The sequence below is a fragment of the Polaromonas sp. YR568 genome, from assembly GCF_943369675.1.
In the GTDB taxonomy this organism is placed as follows: domain Bacteria; phylum Pseudomonadota; class Gammaproteobacteria; order Burkholderiales; family Burkholderiaceae_C; genus Polaromonas.
This window is the reverse complement of sequence record NZ_CALROB020000010.1, coordinates 1-15,826: the sequence shown is the minus strand read 5'-3', so window position 1 is coordinate 15,826 and position 15,826 is coordinate 1. Positions and strand designations below refer to the sequence as shown.

The following is a 15,826-nucleotide window of genomic DNA, read 5'->3' as shown; positions in this document are numbered from 1 at the left end:
CCCTGGGAGAGGGAGTTAAAGGCCTGAGCGGCTCTTTCTCAAAGCGCAGCAGCCACCCGCGTCCCCTGGTCAATCGCGCGCTTGGCATCCAGCTCGCTGGCCTCGTCGGCGCCGCCTATCAAATGTGTTTTGACGCCGGCAGCGCGCAGCGGCTCCAGCAGCTCGCGCAGCGGTTCCTGGCCGGCGCACAGCACGATGTTGTCGACGGCCAGCACGGTGCCGTCCTGGCGCTTTTCGCCGAAGGTGATGAACAGGCCCAGGCCGGAGTCCTGCTCGCCAATGCGTTCGTAGTTGACGCCCGAGAGCATCTCGACGTTTTTCATTTTGAGCGCGGCGCGGTGTATCCAGCCGGTGGTCTTGCCCAGGCCGGCGCCCAGCTTGCCGGGCTTGCGCTGCAGCAGCGTGACGTGGCGCGCGGGCGGCGTGGGCTGCGGGCGCACGACGCCGCCGCGCACCTCGCCGGGGTCGGCCACACCCCATTCGGCCAGCCAGGCGGGCAGGTCCAGCGCGGTGGAATGGCCGGCGGGCGTGACCAGGAATTCGGCCACGTCAAAACCTATGCCGCCCGCGCCGATCAAGGCCACCCGCTGGCCCACGGGTTGGCGGCCGAGCAGCACGTCGATGTAGCTGAGCACCTTGGGATGATCTTGCCCCGGGATGCGCGGGTTGCGCGGCGTGACGCCGGTGGCGAGGACGACCTCGTCGAACTTCTGCGCGATCAGGTCGGCTGCGCTGACGCGGGTGTTCAGGTGCAGGCGCACGCCGGTGCCGCTGATGCGCTGGCCGAAGTAGCGCAGGGTTTCCTCGAACTCTTCCTTGCCGGGCACGCGTTTGGCCAGGTTGAACTGGCCGCCTATCTTGTCGGCGGCGTCGTACAAATCGACGCTGTGGCCGCGCAGGGCCAGCGTGGTGGCGGCGGCCAGGCCCGCGGGCCCCGCGCCTATGACGGCTACGCGTTTTTTGGCGGCGGTGATCTTGATGATGAGTTCGGTCTCATGCCCGGCGCGCGGGTTGACAAGGCAGCTCGCCAGCTTGGCTTTGAAGGCGTGGTCCAGGCAGGCCTGGTTGCAGGCGATGCAGGTATTGATTTCGTCACGCCGCCCCTGGGCGGCCTTGTTGACGAAGTCCGGGTCGGCCAGGAAGGGGCGGGCCATGCTGACCATGTCGGCGCAGCCTTTGGCGAGCACCTGCTCGGCCACCTCGGGCATGTTCAGGCGGTTGCTGGTGACCAGCGGGATCGTGAGGCCGGCGGCACGCAGGTCCGTGCGTAATTTTTGGGTGACCCAGGTGAAGGCGCCGCGCGGCACCGAGGTGGCAATCGTCGGCACGCGGGCCTCGTGCCAGCCAATGCCGCTGTTGATGATGGTCGCGCCGGCGGCCTCTACCGCCTTGGCCAGCAGCACGACTTCCTCCCAGCTGCTGCCGCCGGGGATCAGGTCGATCATCGAGAGGCGGTAAATGATGATGAAGTCGGGCCCGACGGCTTCGCGCGTGCGCCGCACGATCTCGACGGCCAGGCGCATGCGGTTGGCGTAGCTGCCGCCCCAGTCGTCGGTGCGCTGGTTGGTGTGGGTGACGAGGAACTGGTTGATGAAATAGCCTTCGCTGCCCATGATCTCGACGCCGTCGTAGCCGCCCTCGCGGGCCAGCAGCGCGCAGCGGATGAAGGCGCGTATCTGCCGTTCGATGCCGCCGGCGCTGAGTTCGCGCGGCGTGAAGGGCGAGATCGGGCTCTGGATGCGCGAGGGCGCGACGCACAGCGGGTGGTAGCCGTAGCGGCCGGTGTGCAGGATTTGCAGCGCGATCTTGCCGCCTTCGGCATGCACGGCATCGGTCACCTGCTTGTGGCGGCGCGCCGCGCCCGTGCTCGCCAGCATGCCGGCAAAGGGTTTGGTCCAGCCCGCGATGTTGGGCGCGAAGCCGCCGGTCACCATCAGGCCCACGCCGCCGCGCGCGCGCTCGGCAAAGTAGGCGGCCATGGCGGGGAAGTGCTTGCGGCCGTCTTCCAGGCCGGTGTGCATGCTGCCCATGAGCACGCGGTTCTTCAGCGTGGTGAAGCCCAGGTCCAGCGGGGCGAGCAGGTGGGGGTAGGGGGAAGACCCGGAGGCAAAGGTGGAAGATGGGGTCGTGGCCAAAAGCGGGTCTCCTGTCAAAACTGCCTGCATCGTAGACGCAACGGGGGGCGCGACAAAGCCGGGCGGGTACTCTAGGGGACAGTCTCTATGCGGGCTCGGTGCTTACCCTGAAGCCCTTGCGGTGTTGTCCGACACGCGGGGCAGGGCGGTACTGCTACCTTGAAGCCATGCCCAAAAACACCAGCCCCACACGCGCCAAGACCGGCGAAGGCGCGACCGTGCCGCATCCACCCCACAGCGAGCCGGACGACGCAGCCGACGGCAATGACGCCAGCACCTTGATTGAAAACCCGGTAAAGCCCGGGGAGGGTGGCGGGCTCAAGCAGCACAGCTTCCCGGATGGCGGCGGCAGCGGCGGCGCCGAGGCTTTCCGGCGCACACCGCGGGGAAAACCTTCACCAGGCGTTTAACCGGCGTGTGATGGCCCGATGAAACTCGCGACCTTCAACGTCAACGGCATCAAGACGCGTTTGCCGCAGCTGCTGGCGTGGCTGGAGAAGGACGCGCCGGACGTGGTCTGCCTGCAGGAGCTCAAGGCGCTGGACGGCATGTTTCCGCACCAGGCTTTGCGCGAAGCAGGCTATGAAGCGCTGTGGAAAGGCCAGCGTTCCTGGAACGGCGTGGCCATCCTCGCCAAAGGCCAGGCGCCGGTGGAGATACGCCGCGAACTGCCGGGTGACCCGGCCGACGACCAGAGCCGCTACCTCGAAGCCGCGGTGGACGGCATCGTGGTGGCCTGCCTCTACCTGCCCAACGGCAACCCGCAGCCGGGGCCGAAGTTTGAGTACAAGCTGGCCTGGTTCAGCCGCCTTCATAAGCATGCCAAGGCTCTGTATGCCTCGGGCCATCCGGTGGCGCTGATGGGCGACTTCAATGTGATCCCGACAGACCTGGACGTGTACAAGCCCAAGTCATGGCAGCGCGACGCGCTGATGCAGCCCGAAAGCCGTGCGGCGTATGAAAAACTGCTGGCGCAGGGCTGGGTGGACAGCCTGCGCAAGCTGCACCCCGAGGAGCGCATCTACACCTTCTGGGATTACTTTCGCCAGCACTGGCAGCGCAACGCGGGGCTGCGCATAGACCATATCCTGCTGAACGCGGAACTCGCGCCGCGCCTGAAGGCTGCCGGCGTGGACAGCTGGGTGCGCGGGCAGGAACATGCCAGCGACCATGCGCCTGTGTGGGTGGAATTGGGGGCGGTGGCTAAAAAATCCGCGCCGAAAAAGCGCGCGGCGCCTAAGGCCTAACGGCCCTTCTTGATCGCCTGCGCGGCCTGGGTGACGAGTTCCGGGCCCTTGTAGATCAGCCCGGTGTAGATCTGCACCACGTCGGCGCCGGCCTTGATTTTGGAGACGGCGTCGGCGCCGCTCAAAACGCCGCCCACGCCGATGATGGGAAAACCCTTGCCCAGTGCCGCGCGCAACTGCGCGATGACGCGGTTGCTGGCTTCCAGCACCGGCGCGCCGCTCAGGCCACCGGCTTCCTCGGCGTGGCGCATGCCCTTGACCGCATCGCGGGCCAGCGTGGTGTTGGTGGCGACCACGCCGTCCATGGCATGGCGCTTGAGCGTGGCGGCGATCACCGCGACCTGGGCTTCGTCCAGGTCGGGCGCGATCTTCACGAAAATCGGCACACGCTTGCCGTGCTGCGTGGCCAGGGCCTCGCGGCGTTCAGCGATGCGGCCCAGCAGGGCGTCCAGCGCCTCGTCGCTTTGCAGCGCACGCAGATTCTGGGTGTTGGGGCTGGAAATGTTGACGGTGACGTAGTCGGCATGCGGGTAGACGCCGTCCAGGCAGATCAGGTAGTCGTCCACCGCGTTTTCAATCGGCGTGGCTGCGTTCTTGCCGATGTTCAGGCCCAGCAGCAAGCCGCCCTGCGCGCCGGGCTTGCGCACGCTGGCGCGCCGCACGTTAGCCAGGAAGGCGTCCAGGCCTTCGTTGTTGAAGCCCAGGCGGTTGATGAGCGCGTTGGCCTCGGGCAGGCGGAACATGCGCGGCTTGGGGTTGCCGGGCTGGCCCTTGGGGGTGACGGTGCCGACTTCGACAAAACCGAAACCCATGGCGGCCAGGCCGTCTATGCAGCGGGCGTTTTTGTCCAGCCCGGCGGCCAGGCCCACGCGATTGGGAAATTTGAGGCCGGCCAGCTCAATCGGGTCGCTGACGCGGCTGGACAGGTAGGCCAGTGCCAGCGGCGTGCCCTGGGTGCGCGCCAGCGAGGCCATGGTCAGCTCATGGGCGGTTTCGGGATCAAGCCCAAATAAAAAGGGGCGGGCCAGGGCGTAGGGGAGCAGGGACATTGGATAATTCGGGGCAAGTGGCTGTGACGGCCCGGTGCGGTGCAAGCCCGGGCAAGAGTCTTGATTGTCGCAAAACCGCCATTTACCCCTCCCGCCCTCCATCCCCTCCAACACTTCCAACACCCCATGACCCAAGACGAACTCAAAACCCTGGTCGGCCAGGCGGCCCTGCACTACGTCGAAGAAGGCAGCATCGTCGGCGTCGGCACCGGCTCCACCGTCAACAAATTCATAGACGCCCTGGCCACCATGAAGGACCGCATCGCCGGCGCGGTGTCCAGCTCGGTCGCTTCCACCGAACGCCTGCAGGCCCTGGGCATCAAGGTGTTCGACGCGACGGAAGTGGACGAGCTGGGGGTCTACATCGACGGTGCCGATGAGATCGACAACGCGGGTTACATGGTCAAGGGCGGCGGCGCGGCGCTGACGCGCGAGAAGATCGTGGCCGCCCAGTCGCGCAAGTTCGTCTGCATCGCCGACGAGTCCAAGCTGGTGGCTGTGCTGGGCGGCTTCCCGCTGCCGGTGGAAGTGATTCCCATGGCCGCCAAACGCATCGCGCGGCAGTTCGCGGCGCTGGGCGGCAAGGCCGTGCTGCGCCTGAAAGACGGCAACCCGCTGGTAACCGACAACGGCCAGCACATCCTGGACGTGACCGGCCTGAAGATCGCCGACCCGCTGGCCTTTGAGTCGCAGGTCAACCAGTGGCCGGGCGTGGTGACGGTGGGGGTGTTCGCCTTCCAGAAAGCCCATGTGTGCCTGCTGGGCGCGCCGGGTGGCGTCAAGACGCTGGTGTTTTAAACCCCGATTCAAGCCCGGACGGCAAAACGCCGGGCGCTGCCCGGCGTTTCAAAAAAGAAGCCCTGCTTAAAACTTGATGCCGGCCGGGTTGTCCCCTGCCGGTGGCGGAGGGGCTACAGCTTCAGGCGCAGCGGCGGGGCGAGCGGCCGGGGCAGCTGGAGGGGGTGCCGCGACGCTTACCAGGGGCGCAGCTGCCGGCGGACGGTAGCTGGGCGGCAATACCGACGTGGCGGGATAACCGGCGGCATTGAGGAACTGGGTCCATTCCACGTCGGAAAAGCCCTTGAGTTGCTGGCCGCCTATGGTGGCAAAGGGCACCGAGGCGTCGCCGCTGATGCGCTGGAGGGCCTTGATGTCATCGCTCGTGGTGACCGTTCTTTCGGAAAATGGGACTCCGCGGTTTACCAGCATGGCGCGGGCGGCGCCGCAGGGACCGCAGTTTTCGCCGGAGTACAGGGTCACCGGGTATTTGCTGGCGACTTGCCTCAATTCAAAAGGAAGGCCGGTGGAAGCCGCACCGCCGGAACCGCCGGTGTTGGCCGTGCTGATTTTGCCGGTGCTGGCCGCAGGCGGCGGCTTGTCGGAAAAAGTGACCTTGCCGTCAGCCCCGATGATGCGGTAGACCTGCTGGGCCTGCGACAGGGGTGAAAAAAGACTGCCGGCGATAAGGGTCAAGGCCAGCAAGCCATTCGGCGCCAAAGATTTCACAGCGTTTGTTTTCATGGTTCCAGTCGCTCCGGTTGCAGGGATAAAAGACAAATCATCCAGAAATTGGAAGTCTGATAAGTCTACTAACGTTTTCAGGCCATGCCCTGATGACGCAACAGGGCGTCTATCGACGGTTCGCGGCCGCGGAAGGCCTTGAAGGACTCCATGGCGGGGCGGCTTCCGCCTGTCTCGAGGATGGCCTTGCGGTATTTTCTGCCGGTTTCCACCGTGACCGTGGTTTTTCCCGCATCGTCTCCCGAAGGAGAGGGGGTGGCTGTAGCGGCTTCCTCAAAAGCGGCGTAAGCGTCGGCCGACAGCACTTCCGCCCACTTGTAGCTGTAATAGCCTGCCGCATAGCCACCAGAAAAAATGTGACTGAATGTGTGTGCGGTGCGGCTGTAGGCCGGCGAGGGGATCACGGCCACTTCCTTGCGCACTTCGGCCAGCAGGCCCATCAGGTCGTCGGCGGGGTTGTGCGAGGTGTGCAGCAGCATGTCGAACAGCGAGAACTCGACCTGGCGCAGCGTCTGCATGCCGCTCTGGAAGTTCTTGGCGGCCAGCATTTTGTCAAACAGGGCGCGCGGCAGCGGCGCGCCGGTGTCGACGTGCGCCGTCATGTGCTTGAGCACGTCCCATTCCCAGCAGAAGTTTTCCATGAACTGGCTGGGCAGCTCGACCGCGTCCCACTCGACGCCGCTGATGCCGGACACGTCGTGCTCGTTGACCTGCGTGAGCATGTGGTGCAGGCCGTGGCCGAATTCGTGGAACAGCGTGGTCACGTCGTCATGCGTGAGCAGCGCCGGTTTGCCGCCCACACCGTCGGCGAAATTGCACACCAGGTGGGCCACCGGGGTTTGCAGCTTGCCGGTGTCGGGGCGCAGCCAGCGGGCGCGCACGTCGTCCATCCAGGCGCCGCCGCGTTTGCCGGTGCGGGCCGGCTGGTCGAGGTAGAACTGGCCGACGAGTTCGCCGCCGCGTTCAATGCGGTAGAACTCCACGCCGGGCTTCCACACCGGTGCGGAGTCCTTGCGGATGGCGACTTCAAACAGGGTTTCGACAATCTTGAACAGGCCGGCCAGCACCTTGGGTGCGGTGAAGTACTGTTTGACTTCCTGCTCGCTGAAGGCATAGCGCGCTTCCTTGAGCTTTTCGCCGACGTAGGCGTAGTCCCAGGGCTGGATATCCGCCAGGTTCATCTGGCTGGCGGCGAAGGCGCGCAGGTCGGCTACGTCTTTTTCGGCATAAGGGCGCGCGCGGCGGGCCAGGTCGCGCAAAAAGGAGATGACTTCGTCGGGCGACTTGGCCATCTTGGCCACCACCGATACTTCGCCGAAGTTGTTGTAGCCCAGCAGCCTGGCTTCCTCGAGGCGCAGCGCGAGGATTTCCTTCATGATCGCGCTGTTGTCGAATTTGCTGAACTCCGGCGGAGCTTGGTCGCTGGCTAACGTGACATATGCCGTATGTAGCCGCTGGCGTAACGTGCTGCTCTCAGCGAACTGCAATACTGGCAAATAGCTTGGCAGTTGTAAGGTGAACTTATAACCAGCTTTCCCATCGGCGATTGCTTTTTCGCGAGCCGCTTCCAAAATGTCAGGGGGAATACCCTTAATTTCTACATCAGCTGCGTAATAGGAAAAGGCTTCTTTCGCGTCCAGCACGTTTTCGCTAAATTTCTGGCTCAACTCGGCTTGTCGCTCCTGGATTTCCGTGTAGCGCTCACGCTCTGCGCCCTGCAACTCCGCACCTGAAAGTACAAAGTTGCGAATCGTGTTCTTGTGGGCTTGGCGCTGTTCGGCGTTCAGTGTGCTGACGTCAATCGCTTTGTATTTGGCATAGAGACGCTCGTCGGCAGCGAGTCGCGTTGTGAACTCGCTCCAGCGCGGCAGGGCGGCGTTGTAGGCGGCGCGCAGCTCGGGCGTGTCCGCCACGCTGTTGAGGTGGCTCACGGCGCCCCAGGCGCGGCCCAGGTTTTCGGTGGCCACGTCCAGCACGCGGGCGATACCGGTCCAGGTGGCCGGGAAGTCCGGCGCGGTGACGGTTTCGAGTGCCGCATCGGCCTTGGCCATCAGTTCGTCGACAGCGGGACCCACATGTTCGGGCTGGACCCGGTCAAACAGCGGGAGGTCGGAAAAATCGAGGAGTGGATTGGTCATGACGTATAGCTGTGGGCGGAAGTCTCGAATCTAAAGGCCTGGAGCCGCGCGGCCGGGGAGAATGTGCCTATGGGGGCCATGTCGGCCCCGTGGCGCCCTTGGGCGCCACGGCAGGGCGGGCGGGTCAGCCTTGCGCGCTTTTCTTGGCGCTTTTGAGCTGGGGTTTTTTGGCGCGCTTGACGGTGCCGCCCGGCGTGAGGCGCTGGTTGCCCAGCACGCGCAGGGTTTTGACCTCGGGCCGCTGGCCGTAGCGCGAGCTGTTTTTCAGCACCTTGACGTCGCGCGGGCCGGGCATGCGGTCTTCATTGACCTTTTTTTCCTTGGGTGGCATGGGGCGCCACAGCACCAGCAGCTTGCCGATGTGCTGGATGGGCGCGGCGTTGAGTTCGTCGGCCAGGGTCTGGAAGATCTCCTCGCGGCCGGCGCGGTCGTCGGACTGCACCCGCACCTTGATGAGCCCGTGGGCGTTGAGCGCGGCGTCGGTTTCCTTCTTGACGGCGGGGGTCAGGCCGTCGGATCCGATCATCACGACCGCGTTCAGGTGGTGAGCATCGGCGCGGTGATCCTTGCGCTGGGCGGGGGTAAGTTGTATTTGAGCCATGGCCCAATTATCGGGCGAGTCGGGGAGAGGACAATAGGCCCCATGAAAGTAAATGCCAAGACCGGTTTTAAACCCGGCGTCCAGACCGATGCCAAGGCCGCCGCCAAGGCCGCCGGTAAAACCGCGGTGAAGGCCGGCGGCAAGGGAAAAGTCAACAAGGCCTGGCTGCACGAGCACATCAACGATCCTTACGTCAAACTGGCGCAGAAAGAGGGTTACCGGGCGCGCGCAGCTTACAAATTGAAGGAAATCGACGAAACCTTCGGCCTGGTGAAGCCCGGCGACTGCGTGGTCGACCTGGGCAGCACGCCCGGCGCCTGGAGCCAGTACGTGCGGCGCCGGCTTTCGCCCACAGGCGCGGCGGCCGGCACGCTCAATGGCCGCATCATCGGGCTCGATTTGCTGCCCATGGAGCCTATCGAGGGCGTGACTTTCATCCAGGGCGACTTCCGCGAAGCCGAGGTGCTGCAACAGCTCGAAGAAGCCCTGGCCACGCCCGAGGGGCAGGTCCGGGTGGACGTGGTGATTTCCGACATGGCGCCCAACCTGTCGGGCATTGAGTCGGCGGACGCCGCCCGCATCGCCCATTTGATTGAACTGGCCGTTGAATTCGCCCAGAACCGCATGAAGCCGGACGGCACGCTGGTGGTGAAACTCTTTCACGGCAGCGGCTACGACCAGCTCGTCAAACTCTTTCGGGACACCTTCAAGCTCGTCAAACCCGTCAAGCCCAAAGCCTCGCGGCCCGGTTCGTCGGAAACCTTTCTGGTCGGCCGGGGGCTGAAAAAGAGCGCCCAGGCCCCACAATGAGTGCATCCGGGCCCATCGCGGTGGCAAATGTCACGCGGTCGGAGCCCTTAATCCCGCTTTAAACCAAGGGCCGGGACCGGAAAACCCGGTTTTTGCCCTTGAAACGCCTAAAATCAGGCGCATGTGACTTTTGTTCTTACACCGGAGTAGTCCTTGAACAATCAGTGGTTTTCCAAAATTGCAATCTGGCTGGTGATCGCCATGGTGCTGTTCACCGTATTCAAGCAATTTGATACACGTGGCGGCGCCGGTTCCAACTACCTGGGTTACTCCGAGTTCCTGGAAGAAGTGCGCGGCAAGCGCATCAAGGCGGCGACCATCGCCGAAGGCCAGGGCGGCACCGAAATCTCGGCCACCACCATCGATGACCGAAAAATCCGCACCACCGCCACCTACCTCGACCGCGGCCTGGTCGGCGACCTGATCGCCAACGACGTCAAGTTCGACGTCAAGCCCCGCGAAGAAACCTCCTTGCTCACCTCGCTGCTGATCAGCTGGGGTCCCATGCTGCTGCTGATAGGCGTATGGATCTACTTCATGCGGCAGATGCAGGGCGGCGGCAAGGGCGGGGCTTTCAGCTTCGGCAAGTCCAAGGCGCGCATGCTGGACGAGTCCACCAATCCCGTCACCTTCGCCGACGTCGCCGGCTGCGACGAAGCCAAGGAAGAGGTCAAGGAAGTCGTCGACTTCCTCAAAGACCCGCAGAAATTCCAGAAACTGGGCGGCCGTATTCCGCGCGGCCTGTTGCTGGTCGGCCCTCCGGGCACCGGCAAGACCCTGCTGGCCAAAGGCATCGCCGGCGAAGCCAAAGTGCCTTTCTTCTCGATTTCCGGTTCCGATTTCGTTGAAATGTTCGTCGGCGTGGGCGCGGCCCGTGTGCGCGACATGTTCGAGAACGCCAAGAAAAACGCCCCCTGCATCATCTTCATCGATGAAATCGACGCGGTCGGCCGCCAGCGCGGCGCCGGCCTGGGCGGCGGCAACGACGAACGCGAGCAGACCCTCAACCAGATGCTGGTCGAGATGGACGGCTTTGAAACCAACGTCGGCGTGATCGTGGTGGCCGCCACCAACCGCCCCGACATCCTGGACGCCGCCTTGCTGCGCCCCGGCCGCTTCGACCGCCAGGTCTACGTGACGCTGCCCGACATCCGCGGCCGCGAACAGATCCTCAACGTGCACATGCGCAAGGTCCCGCTGGGCCAGGACGTGAACGCCAGCGTGATCGCCCGCGGCACGCCCGGCATGTCCGGCGCCGACCTGGCCAACCTCTGCAACGAAGCCGCCCTGATGGCCGCGCGCCGCAATGCCCGCACCGTCGAGATGCAGGACTTCGAAAAAGCCAAGGACAAGATCCTCATGGGCCCCGAGCGCAAGAGCATGGTCATGCCCGAGGAAGAGCGCCGCAACACGGCCTACCACGAGTCCGGCCACGCGCTGCTCGGCAAGATGCTGCCCAAGTGCGACCCGGTCCACAAGGTCACCATCATCCCGCGCGGCCGCGCACTGGGCGTGACCATGAGCCTGCCGGCGCAGGACCGCTACAGCTACGACCGCGAGTACATGCTGAGCCAGATCAGCATGCTGTTCGGCGGCCGCATCGCCGAAGAGGTCTTCATGAACCAGATGACGACCGGCGCCAGCAACGACTTTGAACGCGCCACGGCCCTCGCCCGCGACATGGTCACGCGCTACGGCATGACGGAAGCCCTTGGTCCCATGGTCTACGCCGAAAACGAAGGCGAAGTCTTCCTGGGCCGCTCGGTTACCAAGACCAACAACATGAGCGAGTCGACCCTGCAAAAGGTCGACGGCGAAGTGCGCCGCATCATCGACCAGCAATACGCCCTGGCGCGCAAGCTGATCGAGGAAAACCAGGACAAGATGCACGCCATGGCCAAGGCCCTGCTCGAATGGGAAACCATCGACATGGACCAGCTCGACGACATCATGGCCGGCAAGGAGCCGCGCCCGCCCAAGGACTGGACGCCGCGCAACTCCTCCGTCGGCGGCGGTGGCGGCCCCACGGGCGGCACGCCGGCCGTCAGCACCGACCCGGCGCCCACCGTGGCCTGAGGCCGGTGATTCACACAATGTGACTGCCAGTCAGTCGCCATAACCGGGGCCAGTCCCCGGTTTTTTTTATTTCCGAGGACAAACCATGATCTGGCAAACCTCCCGCTTTCAAATTGACCTTTCGAAGCCCCGCGTCATGGGCATCGTCAACGTCACGCCCGACTCGTTTTCCGACGGCGGCAAGTACTTCACCGAGGGCGGCGGCTTTGCCGGCGTGTTCGCCCATTGCGACAGGCTGCTCAAGGACGGCGCCGACCTGCTGGACATAGGCGGCGAATCGACCCGGCCCGGCGCGCCGCCGGTGCCGCTGGACGAAGAACTTGCGCGCGTGCTGCCGGTGGTGCGCCACGCGGCCAGGCTGGGTGTGCCGCTGTCCATCGACACCTACAAACCCGAGGTGATGCAGGCTGCGCTGGACCTGGGCGCCGACGTCATCAACGACATCTGGGCCCTGCGCAAGCCCGGCGCGGCCGAAGTGGTGGCCAAACACCCCGGCTGCGGCGTCTGCCTGATGCACATGCACCGCGAGCCGCAGACCATGCAGGTCGCGCCCATGGAAGGCGACGTGGTGCCGCAGGTGCTGGCCTTTCTTGAGACGGCCGCGGCCGGCCTGCTGGCGGCGGGTGTCGATCAGTCCCGCATCGTGCTCGATGTGGGCGTGGGTTTCGGCAAAACCGTGGCGCAGAACTTCGCGCTGCTGGCGCGCCAGCGGGAATTCCTGGCCGCAGGTTACCCGTTGCTGGCTGCCTGGTCACGCAAGTCGTCCCTCGCCGCCGTCACCGCCACATCGCTGGCCGCCGTGGCCCAGCTCGACGTGGCCGACCGCATGGTGCCCAGCGTCGCGGCAGCCCTGCTGGCGGTGGACCGCGGTGCCCGCATCGTGCGCGTACACGACGTGAAAGAAACCGTTCAGGCCTTAAAAGTTTGGGCGGCGGCAAGCTGAGCCCCTGGATGACAGGCGGGCAGGGCGGCGCACCCTAAAATAGCCCCACATTTCCAGAACAACAAGCTCCACAGGGACAAAACCAATGACCAGAAAATACTTCGGCACCGACGGCATTCGCGGTACGGTGGGACAGCCACCCATCACCCCCGACTTCGTGCTGCGCCTGGCGCATGCCGTGGGCCGCGTATTGCGCCGCACCGAATCGCGCCCCACGGTGTTGATCGGCAAGGACACCCGCATCTCCGGCTACATGCTTGAAAGCGCGCTCGAATCGGGCTTCAACTCCGCCGGCGTCGACGTCGTGCTGCTCGGGCCGCTGCCCACCCCCGGCGTGGCCTACCTCACGCGGGCCCAGCGCGCCAGCCTGGGCGTGGTCATCAGCGCCAGCCACAACGCCTATCCCGACAACGGCATCAAGTTTTTCAGCGCCCAGGGCACCAAGCTCGACGACGCTTGGGAGTTCGCCGTGGAAGCCGCGCTCGAAGAGCCGCCCGTCTGGGCCGATTCGGCCTCCCTGGGCAAGGCGCGCCGCCTGGACGACGCGGCCGGCCGCTACATCGAATTCTGCAAAAGCACTTTTGCCAACGACCTCACGCTCAAGGGCCTGAAGATCGTGGTCGACGGCGCCCACGGCGCGGCGTACCACATCGCGCCCATGGTGTTCCATGAACTGGGCGCGGAGGTCATCGCCATCGGTTGCGCGCCCGACGGCCTGAACATCAACCACGAAGTCGGCGCCACGCACCCCGATGCGCTGATCAAGGCCGTCAAGGCCAACAAGGCCCACTACGGCATCGCGCTCGACGGCGACGCCGACCGGCTGCAGATGGTGGACGCCGACGGCCGCCTCTTCAACGGCGACGAGGTGCTCTTCCTCATGGTCAACGAACGGCTGGCGCGCGGCGAAAAAGTGCCCGGTACCGTCGGCACGCTGATGACCAACATGGCCGTTGAAGTCGCGCTCAAGAAAAAAGGCGTCGAATTCGTGCGCGCCAAGGTCGGCGACCGCTATGTGCTCGAAGAGCTCGACAAGCGCGGCTGGCTGTTGGGCGGCGAGGGCTCGGGCCATCTGCTGGCGCTTGACAAACACACCACCGGCGACGGCCTGATCAGCGCGCTGCAGGTGCTGCAGGCCTGCGTGCGCAGCGGCAAGACCATCGCCCAGCTGCTGGGCGAGGTCGTGCTGTTCCCGCAGACACTCATCAACGTGCGCCTCAAGCCCGGCCAGGACTGGAAGGCCAGCAAGGCGCTGGCTGCCATGACGCAAACGGTGGAAGCCGAACTCGGCGACACCGGCCGCGTGTTGATACGCGCCAGCGGCACTGAGCCGCTGCTGCGCGTGATGGTCGAGGCGCGCGACGCCGCCCAGGCCAAAAGCTGCGCCGAGCGCGTGGCGGACACCGTGCGGTCCTGAGGCTAACCGTCCATCAGCCCTGTCCGGGCGGGCGGCCCGGAACTCCCAACATGGGCGGGTAGCGGAGAGTTCGCAAAATCCTACAAAGATTGTCCAGGGCAAGACAATTTGCGAATGGGTGGCTGAGCCGCGCTGATAGCCTGAATTTCAGCTTTCGGCCGGCCGCCGTTTTCCATGTCTCCGGCTCGAAGGCCAGGCTCCCAGCCGCGCCGGCTTTGCCCGCACCACCCGGACCCGCGTCCGCCGTGCGTCAGCATCGCCACACCTGGCGGTTGGGCCCACTGAAGCCCTTCAACGCCATTCACGCCATGAAGCCCAGGACTTCCGCCTTCCTTGATCTTGAGCACAAACCATCCAGGCCGACGACGCCACCGCGGCGCCGTTACCTGTTCATCCACCAGAATTTCCCCGGGCAGTTCGTCCACGTGGCCAGGGCCCTGGCGGCGCAGGGTCATGAGGTCCTGGGGCTGGGCGTCACGCCGCGGCCGGTGGAAGGTGTCCAGGTGCTGCGCTACCGGCCTCAAGCATTGAAAACTCCCAGCCATGTGGTGCTGGTCCGTGATTTCGAGGCCAAGCTGATGCGCGGCATGGCCTGCGCGCAGGCGATGGGCAAGCTCGCCGATGGGGGATGGACACCCGATCTTGTCATCGCGCACCCCGGCTGGGGCGAAGCGCTGTTCTGCAAGGACATCTGGCCCGACGCCCGGCTCATGGTGTTCTCCGAGTTCTATTACGCCGCGCGGGGAAGCGATTTCGATTTCGACCCCGAGTTTTACCGTGAAAACCGCTCGGCGCGTTCCCTGCTGCGCCTGAAAAATACCGCGCTGATCCACGCGCTGAGCGCCGCCGACGCGGCCTATGCACCCACCGAGTGGCAGCGCCGCCAGGTGCCGCTGGAATACCGCGGCAAGGTGCGCATCGTCCACGACGGCATAGACACGGGCCGCGCCAGGCCGGATCCCGATGCGCGCTTCTCCCTGCCGGACAAAGGCCTGCAGTTCAAGCCCGGCGACGAAGTCCTGACCTTCATCAACCGCAACCTGGAGCCCTACCGGGGCTTTCACATCTTCATGCGGGTCTTGCCGGCCATACTGGCGGCGCGGCCTCATGCGCATTGTGTGCTGGTCGGCGGGGACGAGGTGAGCTACGGCGCCAAACCTTCGGGCGGCGGCACCTGGCGCGAGGCCCTGCTCAAGGAAGTCGGCGGCCAGCTGCCGATGGACCGCGTGCATTTCGTCGGGACACTGCCTTACGCCCGCTACCTTGCGCTGTTGCAGGTGTCACGCTGCCATGTGTACCTGACCTATCCCTTCGTCCTCTCATGGAGCTGCCTGGAGGCCATGAGCGCGGGCTGTGTGGTGGTCGCCAGCCGGACCGCGCCTGTCGAGGAGGTCATGGCGCACGGCGTCAACGGCTTGCTGTTTGATTTTTTTGACGCGGGGGCGTTGGCCGATACCGTTGTGGCGGTGCTTGCCGACCCGGCCGCCCATGCGCACCTGGGCCATGCGGCGCGCCAGGCCATGCTGGCGCGCTTTGACCTTGCCACCCGCTGCCTGCCTGAGTTGCTGGCGCTGGTCGAGGAGGCTTCGGGGCAAGTTCAGGCGTAGACGGTACGCTCCTGAGCCTTGCTTGAGGACAGGGGCCTAAACGGCCTCCATCAAACGAGCCCGCTCATCCGGCGTGAGCACCTTGGGCGAGGCACGCGGCGTTCCCGTCTCCGGGTCAAAAAAGGCCGTCTTCTTGTAGCTGCCGTCCAGCCTTGCGCGTATCAGCCTGGCCATGAACCGGAGGATGGACACGGTGGTGCTGGCCGCCATGGCCTTGGGCTTGCCTTTGGCGCTCTTCATGCCGACCCGCATGCGAACCGGGCCGAAGGCGTCGTCCAGGCT

Annotated in this window: 13 protein-coding genes and 1 pseudogene; 8 read left to right on the top strand and 6 right to left on the bottom strand. The window is 65.2% G+C overall.

All coding sequences use genetic code 11. From position 1 onward, the window contains the following. Positions 1-38 precede the first annotated feature (38 nt). Entirely contained in the window at positions 39-2,165 is a 2,127-nt protein-coding gene (locus tag ACLV8F_RS07090; protein ID WP_411883535.1) for an FAD-dependent oxidoreductase, read from the bottom strand. Between the two features lie 137 nt (positions 2,166-2,302). Between ACLV8F_RS07090 and ACLV8F_RS07085 the strand changes: the two genes are divergently transcribed. Together ACLV8F_RS07085 and xth are read left to right on the top strand one after the other, a co-directional pair. Further along, a complete protein-coding gene (locus ACLV8F_RS07085) occupies positions 2,303-2,545 on the top strand; it encodes a hypothetical protein (protein ID WP_411883534.1) in 243 nt (80 codons plus the stop codon). A gap of 18 nt (positions 2,546-2,563) precedes the next feature. Then, entirely contained in the window at positions 2,564-3,382 is an 819-nt protein-coding gene (xth, locus tag ACLV8F_RS07080) for an exodeoxyribonuclease III (RefSeq protein WP_411883533.1), read from the top strand. Here xth and ACLV8F_RS07075 read toward each other — a convergent pair. Next, a complete protein-coding gene (locus tag ACLV8F_RS07075) occupies positions 3,379-4,431 on the bottom strand; it encodes a quinone-dependent dihydroorotate dehydrogenase (RefSeq protein WP_411883532.1) in 1,053 nt (350 codons plus the stop codon). The two genes, xth and ACLV8F_RS07075, sit on opposite strands and share 4 nt — an antisense overlap. Positions 4,432-4,557: 126 nt before the next feature. Between ACLV8F_RS07075 and rpiA the strand changes: the two genes are divergently transcribed. After that, positions 4,558-5,229 (top strand): ribose-5-phosphate isomerase RpiA, encoded by a 672-nt coding sequence (gene rpiA, locus ACLV8F_RS07070; RefSeq protein ID WP_411883531.1) that lies wholly within the window; start codon positions 4,558-4,560, stop codon positions 5,227-5,229. Positions 5,230-5,295: 66 nt separating this feature from the next. On the opposite strand, the gene ACLV8F_RS07065 is transcribed toward rpiA, so the two are convergent. The 3 genes from ACLV8F_RS07065 to ACLV8F_RS07055 all read right to left on the bottom strand — a co-directional run bounded on the left by ACLV8F_RS07065 (position 5,296) and on the right by ACLV8F_RS07055 (position 8,691). Then, complete coding sequence (locus ACLV8F_RS07065; RefSeq protein ID WP_411883530.1) at positions 5,296-5,952, bottom strand: glutaredoxin family protein; 657 nt, start codon at positions 5,950-5,952, stop codon at positions 5,296-5,298. Between the two features lie 77 nt (positions 5,953-6,029). Next, the gene (locus ACLV8F_RS07060; RefSeq protein WP_411883529.1) at positions 6,030-8,090 is read right to left on the bottom strand and encodes a M3 family metallopeptidase; all 2,061 of its coding nucleotides are present in this window, start codon (positions 8,088-8,090) and stop codon (positions 6,030-6,032) included. 124 nt (positions 8,091-8,214) lie between these two features. Next, positions 8,215-8,691, bottom strand: a complete 477-nt coding sequence (locus ACLV8F_RS07055; RefSeq protein WP_411879941.1) for a YhbY family RNA-binding protein — start codon at positions 8,689-8,691, stop codon at positions 8,215-8,217. A gap of 42 nt (positions 8,692-8,733) precedes the next feature. Here ACLV8F_RS07055 and ACLV8F_RS07050 point away from each other — a divergent pair, with 42 nt between their 5' ends. From ACLV8F_RS07050 to ACLV8F_RS07030, 5 genes are all read left to right on the top strand, one after another. Then, entirely contained in the window at positions 8,734-9,501 is a 768-nt protein-coding gene (locus ACLV8F_RS07050; RefSeq protein ID WP_411883528.1) for an RlmE family RNA methyltransferase, read from the top strand. Between the two features lie 153 nt (positions 9,502-9,654). Then, a complete protein-coding gene (gene ftsH / locus ACLV8F_RS07045) occupies positions 9,655-11,577 on the top strand; it encodes an ATP-dependent zinc metalloprotease FtsH (protein WP_411883527.1) in 1,923 nt (640 codons plus the stop codon). An 85-nt stretch (positions 11,578-11,662) separates the two neighbouring features. Beyond that, positions 11,663-12,520 (top strand): dihydropteroate synthase, encoded by an 858-nt coding sequence (gene folP, locus ACLV8F_RS07040; RefSeq protein ID WP_411883526.1) that lies wholly within the window; start codon positions 11,663-11,665, stop codon positions 12,518-12,520. Positions 12,521-12,605: 85 nt separating this feature from the next. Next, on the top strand, positions 12,606-13,937 hold the full coding sequence (glmM, locus tag ACLV8F_RS07035) for a phosphoglucosamine mutase (protein WP_411883525.1): 1,332 nt from the start codon (positions 12,606-12,608) through the stop codon (positions 13,935-13,937). Between the two features lie 308 nt (positions 13,938-14,245). After that, a complete protein-coding gene (locus tag ACLV8F_RS07030) occupies positions 14,246-15,544 on the top strand; it encodes a glycosyltransferase (RefSeq protein ID WP_411883524.1) in 1,299 nt (432 codons plus the stop codon). A gap of 36 nt (positions 15,545-15,580) precedes the next feature. Here the strand turns inward: ACLV8F_RS07030 and ACLV8F_RS07025 are convergent. Then, positions 15,581-15,826 (bottom strand): annotated as a pseudogene (locus tag ACLV8F_RS07025) (hypothetical protein); the annotation flags it as partial.

What these genes read in the sequence shown, in the direction of transcription:
- ACLV8F_RS07090 (WP_411883535.1), bottom strand. Translation starts at nt 2,165, where the DNA reads ATGCAGGCAGTTTTGACAGGAGACCCGCTTTTGGCCACGACCCCATCT.
- ACLV8F_RS07085 (WP_411883534.1), top strand. Translation starts at nt 2,303, where the DNA reads ATGCCCAAAAACACCAGCCCCACACGCGCCAAGACCGGCGAAGGCGCG.
- xth (WP_411883533.1), top strand. Translation starts at nt 2,564, where the DNA reads ATGAAACTCGCGACCTTCAACGTCAACGGCATCAAGACGCGTTTGCCG.
- ACLV8F_RS07075 (WP_411883532.1), bottom strand. Translation starts at nt 4,431, where the DNA reads ATGTCCCTGCTCCCCTACGCCCTGGCCCGCCCCTTTTTATTTGGGCTT.
- rpiA (WP_411883531.1), top strand. Translation starts at nt 4,558, where the DNA reads ATGACCCAAGACGAACTCAAAACCCTGGTCGGCCAGGCGGCCCTGCAC.
- ACLV8F_RS07065 (WP_411883530.1), bottom strand. Translation starts at nt 5,952, where the DNA reads ATGAAAACAAACGCTGTGAAATCTTTGGCGCCGAATGGCTTGCTGGCC.
- ACLV8F_RS07060 (WP_411883529.1), bottom strand. Translation starts at nt 8,090, where the DNA reads ATGACCAATCCACTCCTCGATTTTTCCGACCTCCCGCTGTTTGACCGG.
- ACLV8F_RS07055 (WP_411879941.1), bottom strand. Translation starts at nt 8,691, where the DNA reads ATGGCTCAAATACAACTTACCCCCGCCCAGCGCAAGGATCACCGCGCC.
- ACLV8F_RS07050 (WP_411883528.1), top strand. Translation starts at nt 8,734, where the DNA reads ATGAAAGTAAATGCCAAGACCGGTTTTAAACCCGGCGTCCAGACCGAT.
- folP (WP_411883526.1), top strand. Translation starts at nt 11,663, where the DNA reads ATGATCTGGCAAACCTCCCGCTTTCAAATTGACCTTTCGAAGCCCCGC.
- glmM (WP_411883525.1), top strand. Translation starts at nt 12,606, where the DNA reads ATGACCAGAAAATACTTCGGCACCGACGGCATTCGCGGTACGGTGGGA.
- ACLV8F_RS07030 (WP_411883524.1), top strand. Translation starts at nt 14,246, where the DNA reads ATGAAGCCCAGGACTTCCGCCTTCCTTGATCTTGAGCACAAACCATCC.